Source organism: Streptomyces gelaticus (assembly GCF_014649535.1).
GTDB classification, from domain to species: domain Bacteria; phylum Actinomycetota; class Actinomycetes; order Streptomycetales; family Streptomycetaceae; genus Streptomyces; species Streptomyces gelaticus.
This window is the reverse complement of sequence record NZ_BMTF01000018.1, coordinates 70,421-91,703: the sequence shown is the minus strand read 5'-3', so window position 1 is coordinate 91,703 and position 21,283 is coordinate 70,421. Positions and strand designations below refer to the sequence as shown.

At 71.4% G+C, this 21,283-nt stretch carries 20 protein-coding genes; 10 read left to right on the top strand and 10 right to left on the bottom strand.

Going from position 1 to position 21,283, the window contains the following annotated elements:
* Positions 1–27: 27 nt before the first annotated feature.
* From IE107_RS24080 to IE107_RS24065, 4 genes are all read right to left on the bottom strand, one after another.
* Positions 28–1,086: a type III polyketide synthase gene (locus IE107_RS24080; protein WP_189546174.1), complete on the bottom strand. Its 1,059-nt coding sequence runs from the start codon at positions 1,084–1,086 to the stop codon at positions 28–30.
* A 515-nt stretch (positions 1,087–1,601) separates the two neighbouring features.
* Positions 1,602–2,807: a cytochrome P450 gene (locus tag IE107_RS24075; protein ID WP_189546171.1), complete on the bottom strand. Its 1,206-nt coding sequence runs from the start codon at positions 2,805–2,807 to the stop codon at positions 1,602–1,604.
* Positions 2,808–3,009: 202 nt separating this feature from the next.
* Positions 3,010–4,035 (bottom strand): DUF1259 domain-containing protein, encoded by a 1,026-nt coding sequence (locus IE107_RS24070; protein WP_189546169.1) that lies wholly within the window; start codon positions 4,033–4,035, stop codon positions 3,010–3,012.
* A gap of 157 nt (positions 4,036–4,192) precedes the next feature.
* Positions 4,193–4,540, bottom strand: coding sequence for an FtsX-like permease family protein (locus tag IE107_RS24065; RefSeq protein ID WP_189546167.1), 348 nt, complete (start codon positions 4,538–4,540; stop codon positions 4,193–4,195).
* 203 nt (positions 4,541–4,743) lie between these two features.
* Between IE107_RS24065 and IE107_RS24060 the strand changes: the two genes are divergently transcribed.
* The 3 genes from IE107_RS24060 (at position 4,744) to IE107_RS24050 (ending at position 9,064) form a co-directional block, all read left to right on the top strand.
* On the top strand, positions 4,744–5,370 hold the full coding sequence (locus tag IE107_RS24060) for a hypothetical protein (protein ID WP_189546166.1): 627 nt from the start codon (positions 4,744–4,746) through the stop codon (positions 5,368–5,370).
* A 43-nt stretch (positions 5,371–5,413) separates the two neighbouring features.
* The gene (locus tag IE107_RS24055) at positions 5,414–6,607 is read left to right on the top strand and encodes a DUF2786 domain-containing protein (RefSeq protein WP_189546164.1); all 1,194 of its coding nucleotides are present in this window, start codon (positions 5,414–5,416) and stop codon (positions 6,605–6,607) included.
* A gap of 276 nt (positions 6,608–6,883) precedes the next feature.
* Entirely contained in the window at positions 6,884–9,064 is a 2,181-nt protein-coding gene (locus IE107_RS24050) for an FUSC family protein (protein ID WP_189546162.1), read from the top strand.
* 21 nt (positions 9,065–9,085) lie between these two features.
* Here the strand turns inward: IE107_RS24050 and IE107_RS24045 are convergent, their stop codons facing one another.
* On the bottom strand, positions 9,086–9,571 hold the full coding sequence (locus IE107_RS24045; RefSeq protein ID WP_189546161.1) for a hypothetical protein: 486 nt from the start codon (positions 9,569–9,571) through the stop codon (positions 9,086–9,088).
* Positions 9,572–9,836: 265 nt separating this feature from the next.
* Between IE107_RS24045 and IE107_RS24040 the strand changes: the two genes are divergently transcribed.
* On the top strand, positions 9,837–10,079 hold the full coding sequence (locus IE107_RS24040; protein WP_037690973.1) for a DUF397 domain-containing protein: 243 nt from the start codon (positions 9,837–9,839) through the stop codon (positions 10,077–10,079).
* A 60-nt stretch (positions 10,080–10,139) separates the two neighbouring features.
* On the opposite strand, the gene IE107_RS24035 is transcribed toward IE107_RS24040, so the two are convergent.
* A complete protein-coding gene (locus tag IE107_RS24035) occupies positions 10,140–10,637 on the bottom strand; it encodes an ATP-binding protein (protein WP_189546158.1) in 498 nt (165 codons plus the stop codon).
* Between the two features lie 329 nt (positions 10,638–10,966).
* Here IE107_RS24035 and IE107_RS24030 point away from each other — a divergent pair, with 329 nt between their 5' ends.
* From IE107_RS24030 to IE107_RS24015, 4 genes are all read left to right on the top strand, one after another.
* Positions 10,967–11,848 (top strand): Sco1979 family transcriptional regulator, encoded by an 882-nt coding sequence (locus IE107_RS24030; protein WP_189546156.1) that lies wholly within the window; start codon positions 10,967–10,969, stop codon positions 11,846–11,848.
* Between the two features lie 53 nt (positions 11,849–11,901).
* The gene (locus IE107_RS24025; protein WP_189546154.1) at positions 11,902–13,359 is read left to right on the top strand and encodes an aldehyde dehydrogenase family protein; all 1,458 of its coding nucleotides are present in this window, start codon (positions 11,902–11,904) and stop codon (positions 13,357–13,359) included.
* Between the two features lie 88 nt (positions 13,360–13,447).
* Positions 13,448–13,999, top strand: a complete 552-nt coding sequence (locus tag IE107_RS24020) for a DinB family protein (protein WP_189546152.1) — start codon at positions 13,448–13,450, stop codon at positions 13,997–13,999.
* A gap of 18 nt (positions 14,000–14,017) precedes the next feature.
* Positions 14,018–14,659 carry a PadR family transcriptional regulator gene (locus IE107_RS24015; protein WP_189546151.1) on the top strand — a complete coding sequence of 214 codons (642 nt, stop codon included), beginning with the start codon at positions 14,018–14,020 and terminating at the stop codon, positions 14,657–14,659.
* Positions 14,660–14,676: 17 nt separating this feature from the next.
* Here the strand turns inward: IE107_RS24015 and gad are convergent, their stop codons facing one another.
* Positions 14,677–16,101 carry a glutamate decarboxylase gene (gad, locus tag IE107_RS24010; protein ID WP_189546150.1) on the bottom strand — a complete coding sequence of 475 codons (1,425 nt, stop codon included), beginning with the start codon at positions 16,099–16,101 and terminating at the stop codon, positions 14,677–14,679.
* Positions 16,102–16,246: 145 nt separating this feature from the next.
* Positions 16,247–17,479 carry an ion channel protein gene (locus IE107_RS24005; RefSeq protein ID WP_229867201.1) on the bottom strand — a complete coding sequence of 411 codons (1,233 nt, stop codon included), beginning with the start codon at positions 17,477–17,479 and terminating at the stop codon, positions 16,247–16,249.
* A 215-nt stretch (positions 17,480–17,694) separates the two neighbouring features.
* On the opposite strand from IE107_RS24005, the gene IE107_RS24000 reads away from it, so the two are divergent.
* Positions 17,695–18,156: a MerR family transcriptional regulator gene (locus tag IE107_RS24000; protein ID WP_189546148.1), complete on the top strand. Its 462-nt coding sequence runs from the start codon at positions 17,695–17,697 to the stop codon at positions 18,154–18,156.
* A 44-nt stretch (positions 18,157–18,200) separates the two neighbouring features.
* On the opposite strand, the gene IE107_RS23995 is transcribed toward IE107_RS24000, so the two are convergent.
* Complete coding sequence (locus tag IE107_RS23995; protein ID WP_189546147.1) at positions 18,201–18,566, bottom strand: YbjQ family protein; 366 nt, start codon at positions 18,564–18,566, stop codon at positions 18,201–18,203.
* A 170-nt stretch (positions 18,567–18,736) separates the two neighbouring features.
* On the opposite strand from IE107_RS23995, the gene IE107_RS23990 reads away from it, so the two are divergent.
* Positions 18,737–19,450, top strand: a complete 714-nt coding sequence (locus IE107_RS23990; protein ID WP_189546146.1) for a DedA family protein — start codon at positions 18,737–18,739, stop codon at positions 19,448–19,450.
* Positions 19,451–19,477: 27 nt separating this feature from the next.
* Here IE107_RS23990 and IE107_RS23985 read toward each other — a convergent pair whose 3' ends face one another.
* Positions 19,478–21,175, bottom strand: a complete 1,698-nt coding sequence (locus tag IE107_RS23985) for a threonine/serine exporter family protein (RefSeq protein ID WP_189546145.1) — start codon at positions 21,173–21,175, stop codon at positions 19,478–19,480.
* Positions 21,176–21,283 lie beyond the last annotated feature (108 nt).

Here is a 21,283-nt window from a genome sequence, read left to right as displayed (position 1 = left end):
GGCACCGCGGCCGGGGGAGCGGAGGCGTCAGGACTCGGATTCGGAGGTCCAGGTGCCCAGGGAGATCTCGGCGGTGATGCCGGGGCCGAAGCCGGCCATCAGGCCGCGATGTCCGTCGAGAGCCGATGCCTCGTCGAACATGCGGCCGAGGGCGTCGAGCACCACGGCGCTGGCTATGTTGCCGTACTCGGTGAGCGTGGCGCGGCTGAAGCGGAACGCCTCGGGCGGCACGTCCAGGAAGCGGCTCAGGTCGTCCAGGATGCGCGGGCCGCCCGCGTGGATGATGTAGAAGTCCATCTTGCCGGCGTTCCACTGGTTCTCCTCGGCGACCGCCTCCAGGGCCGGTGCGAGGGGTTCCATGGTTCCGGGCACCCGCTTGTCGAGCTGGAAGTGGAACCCGGTGGACCGGACCGCGTAGGAGATCCAGTCCTCGGTGTCCGGGATGACGAACGAGCCGTTGCGTTCCAGGCGTACCCCCGTGCCGCCGCTGCCCCGGAGCACGACGGCGGCTATGCCGTCGCCGAACAGTCCGTTGGACAGCAGCGATCCCACACCGAGGTCGGTGGGCTGGTAGCAGAGCGAGCAGAACTCGCAGGCCACGATCAGCACATTGGCGTCGGGGTAGGCCGTGCAGAAGTCGTGCGCCCGGTTGACGGCCGCACCGCCCGCCGCGCAGCCGAGCTGGGCGATCGGCAGCTGCCGGGTCTCCGGCCGGAAGCCCATCTCGCCGATGAGCCACGCGGTCGGCGGCGGCATCATGAAGCCGGTGCAGGAGACGTAGACGATCAAGTCGATCTGTCGCGGCTCCAGTTCGGCCTGGTCGAGCGCCCGGCGCACGACCGCCGGAACCCGGGCCTTGGTGTGTTCCTCGTACGTGATGCTGCGGGCGTCGAAGCCCGGGTGCTGCAACACCTTGTCGATCGGCTGGATCAGGTGCCGCTTCTGCACCCCGGTGTGTTCGATCAGACGAAGGACCAGGTCGAGCTGCGGATGGTCGCCGTGCAACCGTTCAGCCAGCTCAAGGGTTTCCTCGTTGGTGATGACGTACTCGGGAACCGCGATGGCCGGCTTGCAGAGAACCGCCATGGAACTCCTCCTAGCGGACTTGGTCCACACGGCCGGCCCGAAGGGTTCCGGGGCGTCCGCCTGCCGGAGACGGCCACTGCGGCTCCGTACACGCGGCGTCGCGCGGACGTGGAGCGCTGGTGGATTCCGGCGCCGGGTCAGGTACCCCTGGAACGGGCGCGGACGGGCCGACCGTCGAAGACTGAGTTCCAGCCGTTCGTGAGCGGAAAGCGGATCCGCCACGGCTGGGGTGGCCGTCGGATTCACGTTACGGCAGGCCGATCGGGGCCGCACGTCGAGCGCGCGTCGTCACGTGCTTCACCCCCGCCCGGCGAGCGTGCGGCAGGGCCGCGCGGCCCTGCCGCACGACCCGGCCGCGCGGCGGGCCTTCGCGCCGGAACGCTCCGGGGCGCCCGGCGCCCCGGAGCGTTCCGGGTTGCGGCCGGCCGCGGGCCGGCGCATCATCGATGACGGCCCGGCGTCGGCCACGGCCACGACGGCGGGTCACCCGCGGGCGGCTCGCCGGCGCTCCCCGGTCACCAGGTGACGGGGAGTTCGAGGGGATAGCGCCAGATCGACGTCTTGTTCCAGCGCACCTCCTCGGCCGGTGTCGCCAGCTTCAGGGCGGGGAAGCGCTTCAGCAGCGTTCCGATGGCGACCTGGAGCTCCGTGGCCGCGAGCGGGGCGCCCAGACAGTGGTGCCCGCCCCATCCGAAGGTCATGTGGGACGGTCCCTCACGCTCCAGGTCCAGCTCGTCGGGACGGTCGAACTTCCGGCCGTCGCGGTTGGCCGTCAGATAGGAGACGTGCACGATGTCCCCTTCCCGGATCCGCACCCCGCTCAGCTCCACGTCCTCAAGGGCGACCCGGGGGATGCCGACACCCTTGCGGAAGGGGATGAAGCGCAGCAGCTCCTCGATGGCCTGCGGAAGCATCTCGGGGCGGTCGCGCACCATGGCGAGCTCGTCGGGCCTGGTGAGCAGCGTGTAGGCGATGTTCCCGATCTCGTACGTGGTGGTGTCCTGGCCGGTGATGAGCAGGACCATGGCCATGACGGTCAGTTCTTTGTCGTTCAGGATCTCGTCCCCGTCGCGCGCCGTGGCCAGCGCGCTGATCAGGTCGTCGCCCGGGTCGGCACGCCGTTCGGCGGTCAACTTCGCGAAGTAGGCGCGGAGATCGGCCTTGGAGCGTACCGCGGCGGGCTTGTTCTCGACCGTGGTGTCCATCATGGTCCGGGCGTGGGCCCGTAGTTGGGCGTGGTCGTCCTGCGGGATGTCGAGGACCTCGCAGATGGTGGTCAGCGGCAGCGGGGCGGCCAGATGCGCGAACAGGTCGGCCGGAGCGCCGTGCTCCTCCATGCGGTCCAGCAGCTCGTCGACCACATGCTGCGTGCGTACCCGCATGCGCTCCATGTGGCGGGGCGCGAAGCCCTTGGAGATCAGGCTGCGCAGGCGGCTGCTGCCGGGCGGGTCCATGACGTTGATCGCCTCGTCCTGGACGATCGGTTCGGGGGTCATGCGCGGGAAGTTCCGGCCGATGATGGCGCTGCGGCTGAAGCGCCGGTCGGTCGTCACCGTACGCACGTCGTCGTAGCCGGTGACGAGCCATGCCTCGCCGTCGCCGTGCGGGAGACGGATGCGGGAGACGGGTTCTTCGGTCATCAAGTGCCTGAGCACCGGGTCGAATTCGAGGGCCTCGGCGTAGTCGAACGGGCAGTGCCGGGCGCCGGCGGCTGGTTCCATGCGGAGCTCCAGATGGGGATCTGACGGGTGGTTCGCGGAAGGTGCGGGCTGGTCGGGACATGGGTGCCCGATCGCCCGAGGGGCCACGCGCCGCTCCGGGCCGATTGGTCCATATGCAGAACGGATTCGGCGATGCCGGTCGCTGGACCGGCGCAATGCGGTGCGGCGACCGGCACGGGCCCGGTGTGTCGTACGGCCGGTCTCAGGCGTTCGGTACGTTCGGAACGACGTCGGTGCCGTCCACCGCGCAGCGCAGGGTGCGGGCGAGCCGGACGCCGTCGCCCACCGCCCAGAAGTGGGTGAAGAACAGGCGGGGTTCCTCCGACAGATGGTGGTTGTGCAGCTCGACGAGCTTGATCCCGCCGCGTCGCAGGGCCCTCAGCACGTGCGGGATCTCGTGGGCGAGCATCGCGCAGTCGCCGCTGAGCGCGGCGCGGCCGCCGCCCACCGGCTGGAAGTTGAACGCGCTGGTCGACCCCAGGCCGGGAGGCAGGATCAGATGGCCGTCCACAACGGTCTCGCGGCGGACGAAGAGGACCTTGTAGAGCCCGTTCTCGATGGCGCCCCTGGTGCCGAGCACCGCCTCCATCCCGGCGATGTCCAGGTCGACCGGGCCCGACCCCGGCGGCGGCACGGGCGGCGGGGTGCCGGTGCGGTCGAGGCCCGCGCGCAGCCCGCGGGCCAGGGCCACGGCGTTGCGGCCGTGCCCGTGGACATGGGTCCACCAGATGTCGGGGGTCTGGGAGAGCAGGTGCTTGTGGAGCGCAGTCTGTTCGATCCCGTGCGCCTGCCATGCGTCGGTCACCCGCTGGAGCTCGTGCTCGGTGACCGCCACATCGCCCATGAGCATCGTGGTGCCGTCGGCGTAGCGGACGAAGGCGACGTGTGTGGCCAGCGCGAGCTCCGGTGTGACGACGACGCCGTCGGAGACCACGCGGAGATCCCGTCGGGGAAAGCCCGTGTGGTAGATCCTGCCGCGCAGCATGTTGCCGGGGCGGCCCAGCGCCCTCGCCACGGCCGCCCAGTCGGCGAGGTCGGTCGGCACCGGCTCGACCCGCTTCCCGTGACCCGTTTTCCCGTGCCTGGCCCTGGTCGTTCCGGTGGGCGTCGTACGGGCGGACGCGGGGCTCGCCGCCGTCAGCACGGGCGCGAGAGCCGCGGCGGCGAGTACCCGCCGCCGCGACGTGGCCGAGCGTGCGCCGCTGTCCTGCTGTCGGTCTCCGGTCATCGTCCGATCGCCTCCATGGGTCGCTTTCATGAGCGAGATGAAAGCATGCGAAATCAGGATAAAAGGAGGAAAGCGGATACATCGTCAGCGGGTGCCGCTGGATGGACTAAACGCGTGGTCCGGCCGGGCCCGGGCCCCTTGTTCCGGGCGTCGCCCCTCAGCCCGCCGCCGACGAGCGGCGCCGCACCGCCCCCACCGCGACCAGCGCGCACACCCCCGCCGCACCGCCCATCAGCGACCACTGCGCCGACACCACGACCGGCGCCGACACCGAGGCCGGCGCGGCGGCCAGGCCCGCCAGGTGCACCGCGGCCACGGGCAGGCCGAGCAGCGCCCCGAGCCCGACCGCGAACAGGGGCTCCCCGGCCACCACCGCGAGGACCCGCGACCGGGTGGCGCCCGCCAGCCGGAGCGCGGTCAGCTCGGCGGACCGTACGGACCCCGCCATCACCATCGTGTCGGCCAGCACGATCACGGTGTAGACCAGTGCGATGCCCAGGATCACGGCCAGACCGGTCCGGGTCTGCGGACTCGTGCGGGGGGTACGTCGCGGCCAGCCACTGCTCCGGCGGCCGCACCGTGCCGCCGGTCGCCCGCAGCCGCTGCGCGACCAGGGCGCGGTCGGCGCCGGGCGAGAGGCGTACGTCGATCCGGTCCACGGCCGCCGCCGGGGCGTTGGCCCTGGTCACATAGGCGCCGTTGTTCCCCGTGCCGAGGGCCAGCACCGCCGCGATCCGCAGTGAGACCGGCCGCCCGTCGCCGAGCCACACCCGTACCACCGAGCCGACGGTGTGCTGCTCCCACTCCTCGTTCACCACGATCGAGCCGTCGTCCAGATCCCCGATGTCGCCCGCCACCACCGGCAGCCGTGCGACCCGCGCCAGGGCCTTCGCGTCGTCCACCGCACGGGCCTCGGAGGTGATGAGCGCGGAGCCCTCCTCGCGTACGTGGACGGCGGTCGGGGCGGAGGCGGACAGCGTGGCGCCGGGCACCGGACGGACCCTCAGCGCCTCGCCCGTCACCACCAGATCGGCCCGGGTGCGCTCTCGGGCCTCCGCCGCCCTCGCCGCCGGCACCGTCATCGCGGAACCGGCCACCGAACCCGCCAGCGCCACGGTGACCAGCACCGGAGCGGCCACCGAGGCCGTACGCCGCAGCCGTGAGGTCGATGCCGGCGAGGGCGGCGACGCCGCCGTGGACGCGGCGCACGGAGCGAAGCCGTACGGCGTCGGCGGCACTCGGGGGCGCGGCGGAGGCGCGGGAGGAAGTCATGCCTTCGATCGAAGCGTTTCCACGCCTCGCGATCACGACCACCAGAGCCCGTCCGGAATGTAGGGCCAGCCCTACTCCGCCGCACCGCCCTGCCTACCCTGACCTCATGGAACCGGTGACCGACCAGGCATTCGCGGCAGCCCTCTACTCGGACGGCGACGCCGGTCTCGACACCGGGGCCTCCCTCCTCGCCGCCGCCCCGGCGGCCGACGCGGAACTGGTCCGGCGCGGCGAGGAGTTCGTCCGCCGGGCCTGGGAGCGCGGCTGGCAGCCCGCCGATGTCGTACGCGTCGTCCGCCGCGAGCTCGACGAGACCGCGGCCGGCCTCGCCGCCGGGCTGATCGGCTCGGAGACCGCACGGTACGAGCGGCTTCCGCCGCGCTGGCAGGCCCAGCTCGACGGGCTCCCGGACGCCCCGCCCCGCAACCGCCCGGACCGCTTCTCCTACGCCTCTGCCGTCCTCGCCCTGTACCGGCTGCTGCTCCGGCTCCCCGCCATCGAACCGGTCGGGCCCCCGCCGGGCACTGCCCCGCACGCGCTCCGGCTGCCGCCCGCGCACGACGAGCCCCGGATGCTGACCCGGATCCGCGCTCTGCTCGCCAAGGCGGAGGCGACCGGCTACCCCGAGGAGGCGGAGGCCCTCACCACCAAGGCGCAGGAGCTGATGGCCCGGCACTCCATCGACGAGGCCCTGCTCGCCGCCCGTACCCACAGCAAGAAGGAGGCGCCGGGGGCCTGCCGGATCGGGGTCGACGCGCCGTACGAGACGGCGAAGGCGATCCTGCTCGACGCGGTGGCCGCCGCGAATCGCTGCCGTGCGGTGTGGAACAGCGACCTCGGCTTCTCCACGGTGGTCGGCTTCGAGCCGGACCTGGATGCCGTGGAACTGCTGTACACCTCCCTGCTGGTCCAGGGCACGGCGGCGATGACGAAGGCGGAGGCGGGCCAGCGGGCCGGCGGACGCAAGCGGACCAAGGCGTTCCGGCAGTCGTTCCTGATGGCGTACGCCCAGCGGCTGGGCAGCCGGCTCGCTGCCGACACCGCCCGGGTCACCGCGGCGGCCGAGGCCGAGCACGAGGCCGGACCGGCCGGGTCCGGTGCCCCTCGGCTGCTCCCGGTGCTCGCCGCCCGGGACCTGGCGGTCACGGACACCGCCGAGCGGATGTTCCCCGAGACCACGACCACCCGGGTCCGGGGCGCCACGGACCCGGACGGCTGGACCCACGGCACGGCCGCGGCGGACCGGGCGCGGATGGGCGGAGGCGGTCCGGAGCTCCGCGGCGGACGCGGGAAGCGTTAGTGCCGCGACCGGCAGGGTTTGCCCCGTCGCGGCGGCCGGCACTTCCCCAAGCTCTCAGCTTCGTTCGAGCAGGGGAGCCCCCATTGCTCGCGGCGTTGGCCAAAAGCCCAGGTAGCGCCGCTACCTGGGCTTTTGGCCGCCTTGCGATCACACGCACCGGCCACCGCTCCTTGACGGGCAGACCCTGCCGGTCGCGGCACCAGGCACCGCCCCGCGGGACAAGAGGGCAAGATCCGACAACTCGGGCCAAAGGGTAATTCCGGATAGGCTCTGGGCATGAGCTGGCTCCGGGCGCTGAAGGCGACCGCCCGCTCGGGCCTGTCGATCGAGCGGCGACGCCTCGAACCGCTCATCGCGATCCGCGGCGCGGCCGGGCTCGCGCTCGTCATCGGGATCAGCCTCGTGTTCTTCGGGCCCGTGGTCGCCGCGAGTTCCGCGTTCGGCGCGTTCCAGGCGGCCATCGCCACCTTCCAGCGCAGCTGGCGCCCCCGGCCCGTGCTCGCCCTGGTCTCCGGGGCGAGCCTCGCCGTGTCGACGTTCCTCGGCTATCTCACCGGCTCCCGGCTGCCGCTGTTCCTCGCCCTGCTGGTGCTCTGGACGTTCGTCGCCGGCCTGTCCTGGGCGGCCGGGCCGACCGCCGGCATCATCGCGGCGTCGAACGTGGCGATCATGCTGGTCACGGTCACCCTGCCCACCTCCGTCGCGAACTCGGCCGTGCACGCCGCGATGATCCTGTTCGGCGGCCTGGTGCAGGCGGTGCTGATCGTCCTGTTCCCGGTACGCAGATGGGGCGCCCAGCGCGACGCCCTCGCCGACGCGCTGGCCGCCGAGGCCGACTACGCCCGCCGGCTGCGCCACGACCCGCTCGCGCCCTTCGACCCGGTGCCGCTGATGACGGCCCGCAACGCGGCGGCGGTCACCCCCCGCCAGGCCCGCCGCCGGCCGCCCGAGCTGCGCGGCCCGCGAGGAGTCGCCGAGCGGATCAGGCCGGTGCTCGCCTCGCTCGCAGACCCGTCGCTGGGCGTGCCGTCCGAGGGGCCGGAGCGGGAACGGGTCCGCGAGCTGCTCGCCGCCGCCGGGTCGGTGCTCGACTCGGCCGCCCGCGCGATCCGGCACGGCGACCCGGTCGAGCTCGCCCCGTCCGCCGTGGCCGCGCTGAAAACCCCGGACACCGGCACCCTCCTCACCGGCCCGCCGAGGCGTGCCGCCGGCCGGCTCGGCGTGCTGCTCTCCGATGTCATCGAGACGGCCGAGGGCGAGGGCACCAAGGAGCAGGAGACCAGGGCCGAGCAGGCCGCCGAGGCCATCAAGGCACCCGCGGACGGAACGCCCGCCGCCCCGCACCGACGCCGCCCCACCCTGCTGCGGATGGTCCCCGTCGTCCTGAAGGCGATGCGCGCCGAGCTGCGCCCGGGGTCGCCGATCCTGCGGCACGCCGTCCGGGTCTCCGCCGTCGCGGCCGGCGGCTATCTCATCGGCACCGTGCTGCCGTTCGGGCACGGCTACTGGGCGCCGATGGCCGCCGTCATGGTGATGCGGCCGGAGTTCTCCCAGACGTACGGGCGGTCCGTGGCCCGGTTCGGCGGCACGATCGTCGGCGTCTCGCTCGCCACCGCGATCGTCGAGACCGCCAGCCCCGGGGTGACCACGGCCGCGGTGCTCTCCGTGCTCTGCGCACTGTCGATGTATCTGCTGATGCGCACCGGGTACGTGGTCGGCCAGGCCTGCGTCTCGGCGTATGTCGTCTTCCTGCTCGGCATGGCGGGCGACAACTGGTCGCAGACCGTGTTCGAACGGGTCGTCCTCACCCTCGTCGGCGGTCTCCTGGCGATGATCTCGTACGCCCTCTACCCGGCCTGGGAGACCCCGAGGCTCCGGGGCAGGCTCGGCGACTGGCTGAAGGCGGACGGGCGGTACGCCGCCTCGGTCGTCGACCAGTACGCCGAACCGGCCGCGCGCGGCCACGACGACGTGCGCACCGCGCTGCTCGACACCCGCGAGGCCCGGGTCGCCTGGCAGGAGGCGCTGGCCACCGCCCAGCACGAACCGGTGCGCAACCGGGGTCTCTCCCGCGCCGCCGCCGACGACACCCAGCACGCGCTCGCCCAGCTCGGCCGGGTGGCGATGCTGCTGGAGGCCCATCTGCCGGGCGGCGGCGCCACCCCCGTACCGGACGCCGCGCGCCTGGCCGAGGCCTTGCGCCGGGCCACCGAACAGGGTGCGAAGGCGGTGCGGGAGCGGCGGGTGCCGGACTGGACCGAGGTGCGCGAGGCGCTGGCGGAGTGGGACGCGCGGCAGCGCGCGGACGAGGAGGGCAGGCACGCGGACGGGGGCGAGGCGGACCCCTTCGTACGGGAAGGGGCCCACCTCCTCCTCGAAGCCCTGGAGGAGTTCTCCCGGGGGCTGGACGGGAAACCGGATCCGAGCCGCAGCCCGTCGGGGGAGCAGGCGGTCTGACGGTCGCCCGTGCGGCGGCCGTCAGGGAGTCGGCAGGCCCTCCAGGTCCGGCAGGCCGGACGGCAGTGCACCCGGGTCGGTCTTGGCCAGGGTGTCCGTGACCCCGCTGTCCCAGGACACCACGACGGTCTTGCCGTCGTTGGACTCGACGGCCCCCGTGCTCCGGTCGTCGCCGCCGTCGACGCACTTCAGCGTGAGCGTCACCTTGCCCGAGCCCTGCACGGTGCCCGTGCAGGCGTGCTGCTCGGTGACGAGCACGGCCTTCCCCGCAGACACCGACAGGACGACCGCCTTGCCGTCGGTCCGGCCGGCCCAACCGCCTTCCAGCGTCGCGGCATCGGTCCCGGAGCCGCCGTCGTCGCCACCGGGAGCCGGGGTGGTCCGCCCGGCGCCGGAGCCGCTGCCCCGGTCGTCGCTCTTCTCGCTGTCACTGCTGCAGCCGGTCAGTGCCACCGCGGTGAGGATTCCGGTGGCGATCACGGCCCCGGTACGTACGCCTCTGCGCATCGGTAATTCCCCCTTGTCGATGAAAGACCGGGCCAAGTTATCAGCGCGATACGGCGGGATGGAGAGCTCGAACGGGGGTAGACGGAGCCGAAACGGCATCAGATACGTCTGTCTCTGTGGATGTTCGTACGGAGTAAAGCTGTAATCGCGAGAACACCCCGCGTGCACGTGCATCCGCACATGCATCTGCCCATGCAGGGAATTTTGAACACAGCTATGATCCGAGACAGTTGACACTTGCACCTTGCAAATCGGGGAGCGTCCTGTGCACCACGTGTACAACGGCATGGCGGCCACAGAGCTTCGCGGAGTCGTCTGGCAGAAGAGCAGACACAGCAACTCCCAGGGTTCCTGTGTGGAGTTCGCGAAACTGCCCGACGGCGATGTGGCGATGCGGAATTCGCGCCACCCCGACGGGCCGGCGCTGGTCTATACGCCGGCCGAGATAGAGGCGCTGCTGCTCGGCGTGAAGGACGGGGAGTTCGACCACCTCATAGCGGGCGGCTGAGCACGTCCCACGGACCTGCGTCCGGCCGTGACCGCCGGCCGCTGCTCGCGGCCGGGCGGGTCACACGCCGTCGGAGAGCCGGAACAGCGCCCAGACCACCTTGCCGCGCGATGCCGACGGGGCGTTCGGGTTCTCCGGCCCCGGGACGGGGTGCCATCCCCAGGAGTCGCTGAAGGATTCCACGAGGAAGAGGCCGCGGCCGGATTCGGCGCAGTCCGGCGCCTCGGAGGCGATCGGGCTCTCCTGGCTGGGGTCGCGCACGGCGCATACCAGGCGCGAGCTCCAGCGCATCAAGTGCAGCCGTACGGGCGGTTCCTGAGGACCCGGCGCGGTGCTGTCCGAGGGCAGGGCATGGCGCAGCGCGTTGGTGACGAGTTCGGAGACCACCAGTGCGACGTCGTCGAAGCGCTCGGACAGGCCCCATCCGTTCAGCGTCGTCCGGGTGAACCGCCTTGCTCCGCCCACCGCTTCGTAGCGGGCGGGCAGGGTGCAGGTCGCCGATCCGGAGACGGCTGAGGGATCGATGGGGGGAAGCCCCTGCCGTAACGGCTCGAGCATCGTCGATCCATTCGTCCCCATGCGAGGCACTCCCGGGATTCGCGGCTGTATCGGTACTGCGGGGGGTACAGCGGCACAACACGAACGAGCACGCAGGTGCGCGAGCCCCATGGTTCCCAATGCGTTGGGCAGATGCAAGGGCAGATGCACGTGCACGCGCCTGACCTGTCCGAAACCGTGCCGGTTCTTGGTCATTTCTTCCCATAGGTATTTTCGCAGCTTTCTGGAAGGCTTCTCATTTCCGTAATCGAATGAGTACGGGCTGAAGCGTTTTGATGGCAGAATCCGGCACTTGGGGTTCAGGGGGGAGCCCCGGTGCCCGGGAAGCGATGGGGAGGGCCGGACCAGTGGCGGCAGGCGAGTCGAGTGGATCGGTGGTGCGGCGCATCCTGCTGGGCTCGCAGCTCAGGCGGCTGCGCGACTCGCGCGGCATCACCCGTGAGGCGGCCGGCTACTCCATCAGGGCCTCCGAATCGAAGATCAGCCGCATGGAGTTGGGACGGGTGAGCTTCAAGGCCAGGGACGTCGAGGACCTGCTCACGCTCTACGGAGTCACGGACGACGCGGAGCGGGACGCTCTGCTCGGCCTGGCCCGTGAGGCCAATGTGGCGGGCTGGTGGCACAGTTACGGGGACGTGCTGCCCGGCTGGTTCCAGACATACATCGGCCTGGAGGGTGCGGCGTCGCTCATCCGGGTGTACGAAGTCCAGTTCGTCCACGGGCTGTTGCAGACCGAGGCCTACGCGCACGCGGTCGTCACCCGCGGCATGGGTGCGGCGCCCGCCGTCGAGATCGACCGCCGCGTGGCACTGCGACTGGAGCGCCAGAAGGCCCTCGTCGCCGAAAGCGCACCCCATTTCCATGCCGTACTGGACGAGGCGGCGCTGCGCCGGCCGTACGGCGACCGCGATGTGATGCGCGCGCAATTGCGGCATCTGATCGAAATGTCGGAACAGCCCAACATCACTCTCCAGGTCATGCCCTTCAGTTTTGGCGGGCATGCCGGCGAGGGCGGTTCCTTTACGATGCTGCGATTCCCCGAATCCGATCTGTCGGACATTGTCTATTTGGAGCAGCTGACAAGTTCGCTCTATCTGGACAAGGCCGAGGATGTCGCCCAGTACGAAAAGGCCATGACGCGACTGCACGAGGACAGTCCCGGGCCCGAGGAGAGCCGCGATCTGCTCCGTGGTCTGCTCCAACTCATCTGATTCGTCAGTACGATGACGGTTCGACGGAGTCTGCACCTGAATTAAGGGATCGCATGTCCTTCTTCTACGAGCTGGCCGACCAATACATCGACGGTGAGTGGCGGACCGGAACCGGCTCGTGGGACATCATCGATTTCAACCCCTACAACGGGGAGAAGCTCGCCGCGATCACCATCGCGACGGCGCAGGAGGTCGATCTGGCCTACCGTGCCGCCGAACGCGCCCAGCGGTCCTGGGCCGCCACCGGAGCGTACGAGCGCCGCGAAGTCCTGGAACGCGCGCTGCGGATCACCGGGGAACTGCGCGACGACATAGTCGACGCGATCATCGACGAACTGGGCGGCACCCGGATCAAGGCGGAGTACGAGGTCCGTGTCGCCGAGGAGTTCCTGCGCGACGCCATCCACCGGGCGCTGTGTCCGCCGGGCAGCATCATGCCCTCGACGGCGGACGCCAAGGAGAACCGCCTCTACCGGCTGCCGGTCGGTGTCATCGGGGTGATCAGCCCCTTCAACTTCCCCTTCCTGGTGGCGATGAAGTCCGTCGCACCCGCCCTCGCTCTCGGCAACGCGGTCGTCGTCAAGCCCAACCAGAACGCACCCGTCGTCGGCGGCACGCTGATCGCGAAGATCTTCGCGGACGCCGGGCTGCCCGCCGGGCTGCTCAACACCGTGATCACCGATGTCGCCGAGATCGGCGACGCGTTCATCGAGCACCCCGTGCCCAAGGTGATCTCGTTCGCGGGCTCGGACCGGGTCGGCCGCCATGTCGGCGCGGTCGCGGCCGGGCACTTCAAGCGGACGGTCCTCGAACTCAGCGGCAACAGCGCTCTGGTGGTGCTGGCGGACGCGGACATCGACTACGCGGTCGACGCGGCCGTCTTCAGCCGCTTCGTGTACCAGGGGCAGGTCTGCATGGCCGCCAACCGCATCCTGGTGGACCGCCGTGTCGAGCGGGAGTTCACCGAGAAGTTCACCGCCAGGGTGGCCGCACTCAGGACCGGTGACCCGCGGGACCCGGAAACCCGGATCGGCCCGGTCATCAACACCTTCCACGCCGACGCGCTCACCGCCCTGGTCGACCGGGCGGTCGCCGAGGGGGCCACCGCGCTCGTCCGCGGCCGCACCCGCGGCAACCTCGTGGAGCCGACCGTGCTCACCGGGCTCCCCGAGGACTCCCCGCTGCTGTCCCAGGAGATATTCGGCCCGGTGGCGCTGCTGGTGGCCTTCGACGGCGAGGACGAGGCCGTACGCATCGCCAATGACACCCCGTACGGGCTGAGCGGCGCCGTGCACACCCGCAGCGTCGAACGCGGGGTGCGCTTCGCGCGGCGTGTGGTCAGCGGGATGTTCCACGTCAATGACTCCACCGTCCAGGACGATCCGCTGGTGGCCTTCGGCGGCGAGAAGTCCTCGGGGACCGGCCGGCTGAACGGCGAGGCGACCGTCGACGCCTTCACCACCAGGAAGTGGATCTCCATCCAGCACGGCCGGAGCGAGTTCCCTTTCTGATCCTGAGTTGAGGACCGGATCTGACCGCAAGGGTCCGTAGCTTGGCCGGTGTCAGGAAGAACCGGCACGGATCATCAAGGCGGACACCATGGTCACTCACGTTCCCTCGGAAGCTCCCGGCGACGAGCGCGGCATGTTCCTCTCCTTCATCGAGGCCCAGCGCGGTGCGATCCGGCGCTCCCTGATCGGGCTGACCGACGAGCAGGCGGCAAGCCGCCCCAGCGCCAGTGAGCTCTCCCTCGCCGGACTGGCCAAGCATGTCGCCGAGACCGAGCTGAACTGGCTGCGGATGGCCCAGCAGCAGCCGAACGAGAAGGCCCGGGACGAAAGCAACTGGGCGGAGAGCTTCCGGCTCGTCGGTGATGAGACGGTGAAGGGGGTGCTGGAGTTCTGGGACGGAGTCGTGGCCGAGGTGGAGGCGTTCATCCGCGCGGTGCCCAGCCTGGACGACACCTTCCCGCTGCCCGAGGCGCCCTGGTTCCCGAAGGACGGGCGGGTCTCGATGAGGTGGCTGCTGGCCCACCTCGTCGAGGAGCACGCCCGGCACGCCGGGCACGCCGACATCATCCGGGAGTCCCTGGACGGCCGGACCGCGTTCGAGCTGGTCGCCGAGGCAGGGGGCTACTCTCATCGGAGTTGAGTAGAAAGGGCGCGTGAGATGTCCGCGATCCGGCTGCTGGTCCTCTGCGCCGTGCGCCAGCACGGCCGGGCGCACGGCTATCAGGTCCGCAACGACCTGGAGTACTGGGGCGCGCACGAGTGGTCCAACGCCAAGCCCGGGTCCGTCTACCACGCGCTGAAGCAGATGGCGAAGCAGGGACTGCTGCTCGCCCACGAGACCGCCCCGAGCACGGCGGGCGGCCCGCCCCGTACCGAGTACGAGATCACCGAACGGGGCGACGAGGAGTACTTCACGCTGCTGCGCGCGGCGCTGACCTCGTACGACCAGAAGCCGGACGTGCTCTCGGCGGCCCTCGGCGGCATCGTCGACCTGGAGCGGTCCGAGGCGGTCGCGCTGCTCAAGGAACGCGTCGCCGGCCTCGCGGCCTGGCGGGCCACGGTCACCGAGCACTACGTGCCGGAGGCGGGGCCCGAGTCGGTCGGCCACATCGGCGAGATCATGAACCTGTGGGTCCACTCGGCGGACGCCGGGGCCGAGTGGACACGCGGGCTGATCGCCCGTATCGAGGGCGGGGCGTACACCTTCGCGGGGGAGGGCGAGCCCTTCGTCGGGGTGCTCGCCGAGGGGCAGCGCAACCCGTACGCGACGGGGATCCCGGACCCCGGCGACGACGACTGACCGGGCGCCGGTCGCGCTCAGTGGTGGAAGGCCGTCGCCGCCTGCCGGTCGTGGCTCATCGGGTACGGCTGGCGGCGCAGGTCGGGCAGGATCAGCCCGATGTCCTCCAGCAGCAGCGCGGCGAGGTCCGACGAGAAGCCGTTGCGGCACACCACCCGGAGCACCGCCAGGTCCTGCCGGTCGGCCGGGAAGGTGTAGGCGGGCACGAGCCAGCCCTGTTCGCGCAGCCGCCGCGACACGTCGAAGACGTCGTACGCCGTCACTTCCGGCGCGGTCGTCAGTGCGAAGACGGGCAGCTGGTCGCCCCGGGTGAGGAGCCGGAAGTCGCCGATCGCCTCGATCCGCTCCGCGAGCCCGACGGCCACGTCCCGGGAGGCCTGCTGAACGGCCCGGTAGCCCTCCCGGCCCAGCCGCAGGAAGGTGTAGTACTGCGCGACCACCTGAGCGCCCGGCCGGGAGAAGTTCAGCGCGAAGGTCGGCATGTCGCCGCCCAGGTAGTTGACCCGGAACACCAGCTCCTCGGGCAGCTCGGCGGGGGAACGCCACAGCACCCAGCCGACGCCCGGGTAGACCAGGCCGTACTTGTGCCCGGAGGTGTTGATGGAGGAGACCCTCGGCAGCCGGAAGTCCCACACCAGGTCCTCGTCCAGGAACGGCGCCACCATCGCCCCGGAGGCCCCGTCCACGTGGACGGGGACGTCGAGACCGGTGCGCTCCTGAAGGGCGTCCAGCGCCGTGCACAGCTCCGCGACCGGCTCGTAGGAGCCGTCGAAGGTGGAGCCGAGGATGCCGACGACGCCGATGGTGTTCTCGTCGCAGAGGTCGGCCGCGGCCTGCGGGTCGAGGTGGAAACGGTCGCCCTCCATCGGGACCGTCCGCGGCTCGACCTCCCAGAAGGTGCAGAACTTCTCCCAGCAGACCTGCACATTGATGCCCATGACCAGGTTCGGCCGGGCGGTCGCCGGATAGCGGTCGGCGTTCCGGGCCGCCCAGCGGCGCTTCAGCGCCAGTCCCGCGAGCATGCAGGCCTCGCTGGAGCCGGTCGTCGAACAGCCCACGACCGTCGAGGGATCGGGGGCGTTCCAGAGATCGGCGAGCATCGCCACGCAGCGCCGCTCCAGCTCGGCCGTGCGCGGGTACTCGTCCTTGTCGATCATGTTCTTGTCGCGGCACTCGCCCATCAGCACCCCGGCCTGGGGCTCCATCCAGGTGGTGACGAAGGTGGCGAGGTTGAGCCGTGAGTTGCCGTCGAGCATCAGCTCGTCGTGGACCAGGCCGTACGCGGTCGACGGCGCCATCGGCCCGTCGGGCAGCCGGTGCCGGGGCGGCGCCGACTCCATGCCGGCGACCGGGTCGGCCTCCCCGTAGAACGGGTTGAGGGCGAGCCGGCGGCGGGCGTCGGACGGTTCCGTGGTCTGGGGCGAACCCTTGTGCAGAGGCATCGGCGGACAGCCCTTCTCGGCTCTCGGCGGTCCGGGCGGCGGCAGGGTCTGCTCGAAACCTCCGACGGACCTGACGGGGCAAATCCATACGGATGCGACGATACGGAAGGGCCGGCCATCCGGCGCGTCGGGCGTGGGGCCCGGCTCACCTCAGCGGCGTACCGTCCTCGTGCAGTTGCATCTGCGGCCGCCCCGTCACCAGCAGCCAGGCGGGCAGCGAGGCCACGCACAGCACCGGGAGCACGGCCACGTCGCCGACCAGCACCGCCGCGGTGAACAGGCTCAGCCAGCCCTGCCGGGTGATGGCCAGCAGGATGCCCAGCACCCCGCAGGACACCGCGAGTGCCATGGGGACCGAGGGGACCAGGGCGTGGGCGCAGAGCCCCAGCGCGACCCCCACGAAGACGGCGGGGAAGATCCGCCCGCCCCGGAAGCCGCAGCTCGCCGCGATCAGCAGTGCGGCCGTCTTCACCACGGCCATGACCGCGAACTGCCCGGCCGACCAGCCGCTAGGGTCGGCGGCGAGCTCCTTCACCTCGTCGAGCCCCTTGAACAGGGTGAGGTGGCCGCCCAGCGCGCCCAGCAGGCCGAGCAGCAACCCGCCCGCGGTCAGTGCCAGGACCGGGTGCTTCAGGGCCACGAAGAACCGGTGCGTGTACGGGAACGCGTACACCGCCAGCAGCCCGAGCGCCGCGCCCGCCAGTGCGACGACGGCGGAGGAGAGCAGGTCGCCCCAGTGCGGGTGGGTGTAGGCCGGCAGTGACAGGTCGAAGCTGGGACGGGCCAGCAGGGTCATGGTGAGCGCGCCTGCGGCGCCCGCCGCGAGCGGGCCGAAGAGGCGGTCCCAGAGCGCCCCGGGTCCGCCTCCGGCGCGCGAGGCGAGCGTCTCGGTCAGGATCAGCGCGGCGGCGACCGGAGTGCCGAAGAGCGCCCCGATGGTGCCGGCAGCGGCGAGCGGGAGCCAGAGCTCCGCCGGCGTGCCGGGCAGGAAACGGCGGCCGAGCCAGAAGGCCAGCGCGACGTTGACGGCCGTGATCGGGTTCTCCGGGCCGAGGCTGATCCCGCCCGCCAGCGTGAGGACGGTGACGAGCAGCAGCCCCGGGACCGCGACCGGCGGCAGCGGCGGGTCGACCAGCCCGGTGGTGGCCGGATCGGGGCCCGCGTGACCGGGCACCGCCCGGATGAGCAGCCCGGCCACCAGCCCGCTCGCGGTGAGCATCACGATCACCCACAGCGCGGAGTAACGGCCGACGGAGAGCGCGTCGGGGAGCGTCTCCCAGAGCACGCCCTGGAGCCGCTCCGCGAGCAGGTCGATGCCGAGCAGGACGAGCGCGCAGACGACCCCGACGGTCAGGGCGGGCGCGATGACGGGCAGCAGCCGTCGTACGGGGGTGGTTTCGGGGGCGGGTCCGGCGAGGGCGGAGGGCTCGGAGGCGGACCCGGCGAGGGCGGAGGATTCGGTGACCACCGGATCACCATAACGGCGTAAAAGGAATACAAGCGCTCGAATGGCGCCGTGGGGGCAGCAATGCGGGCTTGCACCTCACGTCACGTCAGGGCCCAGGCTCGGGACGTACCCGACCGGAGAAGGGAGTGGAGGAGCCATGGAGTACCCCGTGGGAGGTCGCCGGATTCGCCGGAGTCACGGTGCGCACCCTGCACCACTACGACGGCATCGGACTGCTCTCGCCCAGCGGGCGCAGCCGGTCCGGTCACCGCCGCTGCGACGACGGCGACCTCGACCGGCTCCAGCAGATCCTGTTCTACCGGGAACTCGGCTTCCCGCTCGACGAGATCGCGGTACTGCTCGACGAGGTCGGTGCCGCCCCAGCGGCCGGGGAGCCGGCCACCGGTGAGCGGGCGATGGAGCCGGCCGAGGCCCACCGGCGCCACATCGGCAAGTGGTTCTACGAGTGCTCCGCGGAGATGCACCGGGGGCTCGGCGAGATGTATGTGTCCGACGAGCGGTTCCGCGCGTACTGCGACTCGATGCGGCCGGGCCCGGCCGAGCACCTGCGGGACGCGATCGAGGCCAACGCCCGGCGCCTGGCCTGAGCGCCGCGGGGCGGGAGGTTCCCCCGCCCCGCGGCCGTGCCCGCTCAGCCCCGGCTGATCACGGCAGCGGTGCCGTACGCGCACACCTCCGTGCCCACATCGGCCGCCTCGGTCACGTCGAAGCGCATCATCAGCACCGCGTTGGCGCCCCGGGCCTTCGCCTGCTCGACGAGCCGCTCCATCGCCTGGTTCCGGGTCTGGACCAGGGTCTTGGTCAGCCCCTTCAGCTCGCCGCCGATCATGGACTTCAGCCCGGCGCCGATCTGGCTGCCCAGATGGCGGGAGCGGACGGTGAGGCCGAACACCTCCCCGATGACCTCGGTCACCCGGTAGCCCGGTACGTCGTTCGTGGTGACGACCAGGACGTCCGCATGCTCCGACTGCCCACTGCCGTAATCCTCAATGCCCATCGTGTGGCACCTCCTGGGGACAGCTTTGTCCCGGTTGATCCGGAGTGCATCCCCGGCCGAGCCGAAGTGCGTGCCCGAGGGGGCCATCTGGAACCCGGGGGTGTCATCCTGCGTTGATAGCTTTGGGCGGCCACGCAGCCGCCATCGATCGATCCAGGAGCCCCGGACCCTTGAATACGCTTGCGCTCGGCCCGAGCTGGCTGGACCCGGATTTTCTGATCAACAACTTCGGACTTCCCGGCGTCCTCCTCATCGTCTTCGCCGAGTCCGGACTGTTGATCGGCTTCTTCCTCCCCGGCGACTCGCTCCTGTTCACCACAGGTCTGCTGGTGACCACGAACCAGCTGGACACCCCGCTCTGGCTGGTCTGCCTCCTGGTGGCGCTGGCGGCGATCATCGGTGACCAGGTGGGGTATCTCTTCGGCCGCAAGGTCGGCCCCTCGCTCTTCAGCCGCCCGGACTCCCGCCTCTTCAAGCAGGAGAACGTCGAGAAGGCGCACGACTTCTTCGAGAAGTACGGACCGAAGTCGCTGATCCTGGCCCGCTTCGTGCCCGTGGTGCGCACGTTCACCCCGATCATCGCCGGTGTGAGCCGGATGAACTACCGCTCGTTCATCGTGTTCAACATCGTCGGCGGAGTGCTCTGGGGCGTCGGTGTCACGCTGCTCGGCTCGGCCCTCGGCAAGATCGACTTCGTCCACCAGAACATCGAAGCGATACTCATCCTGATCGTGCTCATCTCGGTGGTGCCGATCGCGATCGAGTTCCTGCGGGCCCGCTCCAAGTCGAAGAAGGAAGCGGCGTCCGGCGGCGGCGAGGGCCACGACCCGGCTGCCGGGGGCAGCCCGTCCCCGGGCCAGCGCGGCCGGCACGCCAAGCGCTGACGTACGCCCCGGCCGCCCGACGGGCTCTCAGAAGCCGCGCGTCCGTTTGGCCGCGCGGCGGCCCGCGCCGCCGACCGCTCCCGGCACCCGCATGAACAGCCGGGAGATCTCGCTGCCCAGATTCACCCCGATCGCGATGGCCAGCGCCGTGGCCACCGCGGTCGACAGCGAGGCGAGCCCGGCGTTCACCCGCCCCTGCGCCACGGCCAGCAGACCGAAGTACGTGGCCGAACCGGGCAGCAGCGGGCCGATCGCCGCCGTGATGAAGGGCAGCGACGAGGTGTACCGGTAGCGGGAGAGCAGCTGCCCGAACAGCCCCACCAGACCGGCCGCCGTCGCCGTCGCCGCCACCGGCGAGATGTGGCCGGTACGGGCCATCGCCCCGTAGATCACCCAGGCCACACCGCCGTTGAGGGCCACCACCAGCACCGTGGACCGGTCCTGCTGGAGCAGGATCGCAAAGGCGAAACAGAGCGCCATCGACGCCAGGATCTGCACCACCGGCCGGTCGTGGGCGATGAACCTGGCCTCGGGGTTCAGCTGGGCGCCCAGCTGGAGCCCCAGGTACAGCACCAGCAGCACACCGACGACGATGCCGATGAACAGGTACATGACTTCGAGCAGACGTGCGGCCGCGGTGATGTAGAAACCGGTCAGCCCATCCTGCACACCCGCCACCAGGGCCCGCCCCGGCAGCAGCGCGAACAGTCCACCGGTGATGACCGCGGACGGCTGCAGGTCCGACCAGTGGGTGAGGGTCAGCGCCACCCCCAGCGCGGCCGGCGGCATCGCCGCCGCCACGAACTGGTAGAACTCCGGCAGCCCCCGCCCGGCGCAGAGCCAGGCGAGCCGGTCGCCGAGCATCGCGCCGATGGCCGCCACCAGAAACACCAGCGGACCACCGCCGAGCAGCACCGACGCCGCCCCCGCGAGCCCGCCGGCGGCCAGCGTCAGCACCCAGCCGGAGTACGGGTGCCGGTTGCGCCGGATCTCCGCCAGCCGACGGTAGGCCTCCTCCAGCGAGACCTCGACGTCCTCGGTGGTGATGTCGTCGACCAGCCGGAAGACGGCGGCCAGCCGGGTGTAGTCGGTGGCGCGGCGGCGTACGGTACGGCTCGCCGTCACCGGGTCGTCCACCAGCGACGGCTGGTGCGAGATCGACAGCAGGGTGAAGGTGACCGTGGGCTCGCAGCGGTCCAGGCCGTAGCTGCGGGTCACCGCGAACATGGCCGCCTCGACGTCCTCGGCGCCCTCGCCGCCCGCCAGCAGCAGCTCTCCGATGCGCAGCGTCAGGTCGAGCACGCGCGGCACCGCGGGCCCCGTCCCGTCGGGCTTCTGCACCGTCTCGGGCGCCGGGCGCTCGGCGACCGGCATCCGCAGCATCGTGCGCATCCGGTCCTGCCAGGGGGCCTCCTTGGTCAGCCGGATCATCGGGCTGCCGTGCGCCGGGGTGAAGGCGGGCGGCGAGTGCTGGGCGCTGTAGGTGCTCGGCGGGGCGAAGGCGGAGCCGATCGTCTCCGAACCCGTCCCCGGGGCAGAAGCGGAACCCGCCCCCGGCCCCTGGGGCTCGGCCGCCAGGCTCGCCGGAATGGCGAATTCCGACGTCGGCCGGTCGTCCTCGGAGGCGGACGTGCGCCTGCCCACCCCGGCCGGCGGGACGAAGGCGCTGCGCGCTTCGTCGGACTGGGGCTTCTGGTCCTCCGGACCGCCCTGTTCCGCCACCACTCGATCTCGCTCCTCGTCGGCTGCGCCTCTGTGCCCAGTATGGCCACGGGCCGGGGCGAGGACGAGGGAGGGCCGCCCATGGACGGGAGGGGGCGGCGGGCGGGCCGG

Coding starts and splice junctions, on each gene's coding strand:
- IE107_RS24070 (WP_189546169.1), bottom strand. CDS start 4,035: ATGACCGGAGACCGACAGCAGGACAGCGGCGCACGCTCGGCCACGTCG.
- gad (WP_189546150.1), bottom strand. CDS start 16,101: ATGCCTCTGCACAAGGGTTCGCCCCAGACCACGGAACCGTCCGACGCC.
- IE107_RS24030 (WP_189546156.1), top strand. CDS start 10,967: ATGGGGAGGGCCGGACCAGTGGCGGCAGGCGAGTCGAGTGGATCGGTG.
- IE107_RS24035 (WP_189546158.1), bottom strand. CDS start 10,637: ATGCTCGAGCCGTTACGGCAGGGGCTTCCCCCCATCGATCCCTCAGCC.
- IE107_RS24045 (WP_189546161.1), bottom strand. CDS start 9,571: ATGCGCAGAGGCGTACGTACCGGGGCCGTGATCGCCACCGGAATCCTC.
- IE107_RS24015 (WP_189546151.1), top strand. CDS start 14,018: ATGTCCGCGATCCGGCTGCTGGTCCTCTGCGCCGTGCGCCAGCACGGC.
- IE107_RS24025 (WP_189546154.1), top strand. CDS start 11,902: ATGTCCTTCTTCTACGAGCTGGCCGACCAATACATCGACGGTGAGTGG.
- IE107_RS24050 (WP_189546162.1), top strand. CDS start 6,884: ATGAGCTGGCTCCGGGCGCTGAAGGCGACCGCCCGCTCGGGCCTGTCG.
- IE107_RS24080 (WP_189546174.1), bottom strand. CDS start 1,086: ATGGCGGTTCTCTGCAAGCCGGCCATCGCGGTTCCCGAGTACGTCATC.
- IE107_RS24055 (WP_189546164.1), top strand. CDS start 5,414: ATGGAACCGGTGACCGACCAGGCATTCGCGGCAGCCCTCTACTCGGAC.
- IE107_RS23995 (WP_189546147.1), bottom strand. CDS start 18,566: ATGGGCATTGAGGATTACGGCAGTGGGCAGTCGGAGCATGCGGACGTC.
- IE107_RS24075 (WP_189546171.1), bottom strand. CDS start 2,807: ATGGAACCAGCCGCCGGCGCCCGGCACTGCCCGTTCGACTACGCCGAG.
- IE107_RS24020 (WP_189546152.1), top strand. CDS start 13,448: ATGGTCACTCACGTTCCCTCGGAAGCTCCCGGCGACGAGCGCGGCATG.